Genomic DNA, 1108 nt, shown 5'->3' with positions numbered 1-1108 from the left:
TATTGGTGAACAGTTTCAGGCGACGTTGACTCTTGGCCGACAGAAACCGCCAATAAGCTCAGAAATAGCCCGAAAAAGCTAATAAGAAGAGCACGCACAACGTTCACCTACATCACAGTAATACGTACTTTTAACTCTGAGGGCGAGAATTTGCAATCGAAATTCTCGCCTCGTGTTTTTAGCCACTCAGTTTGATATAACGGAGGACTTAATTCTTACCGTATGGGTAGTTTTCGAACATTTTCGCCACTTCTTCTGTGATCAAATTTTCCCTTTTCTCAGTACTCATTGATTCGGTTAACTTGCGGCTTGAAACGCCTTTCCACACAACTTGGTTCGCCTTACTATCCACCAGCTCTACCACTAACTTCCCGTATTTGCGTTCTTTATATCGTTCAGGGCTTGATGTAATCACACCAAAGCTGTTCCATCCATAACCGACGCTAAAAGAAGAACCAGACGATACCAACTCCGACTCCTCAACGATATCGTGATGAACGTATAAATCACCACCACTTGCAACTCGAGAAAGCCCCTTCGATTCCAGTTGAGCAGCCAAACCTTGTTCTATACGGCGTCCATCGATACTTGCTGGAGCATCATTTTGAGTACCAAAATCAAACGTTTTGTAAGAAGCGAAGTCCGCTTGTTTATCCACGTCTGTTGTTACTGTCGTACAAGCGGCCATCAAAAGCGCCATTGCCCCAATTGTTACTGTTTTCCACATACGCGCTCTCCTCGTTTTTTTACTTATACGGCTGACAATAAGGTTGTGTGATTTCAATATGGAGTCTAGACCATGAATGATAAGTGTTCAATGTCAGGTGATCATTAAACCATCAAATGGATTGACGATTAATGAGCCAGCTCTGTCACATAACGGTGTCATTTTCGTCGAGCATCATCAGGAAGCCATTTAAGTTCATCGAAAGCGTATTTTTTCACCAAGAAGACAATTTTTTATACAACTGACAAGCGACTGATGAAAAAAGACTTTTCTTTTGAAATCAATGTGGCATATTAGCTGAGTCCTATCGATGCGCGGGCATCGTATAATGGCTATTACCTCAGCCTTCCAAGCTGATGATGCGGGTTCGATTCCCGCTGC

At 43.0% G+C, this 1108-nt stretch carries 1 protein-coding gene; it reads right to left on the bottom strand.

Annotation, left to right across the window (positions count from 1 at the left end; translation table 11 throughout):
• Nucleotides 1–208 precede the first annotated feature (208 nt).
• The gene (locus R7P35_RS25800; RefSeq protein WP_005463686.1) at nucleotides 209–727 is read right to left on the bottom strand and encodes a DUF4136 domain-containing protein; all 519 of its coding nucleotides are present in this window, start codon (nucleotides 725–727) and stop codon (nucleotides 209–211) included.
• Nucleotides 728–1108 lie beyond the last annotated feature (381 nt).

Source organism: Vibrio sp. Vb0304 (genome assembly GCF_033338995.1).
GTDB classification, from domain to species: domain Bacteria; phylum Pseudomonadota; class Gammaproteobacteria; order Enterobacterales; family Vibrionaceae; genus Vibrio; species Vibrio alginolyticus.
This window is presented reverse-complemented; position numbering and strand designations above follow the sequence as displayed.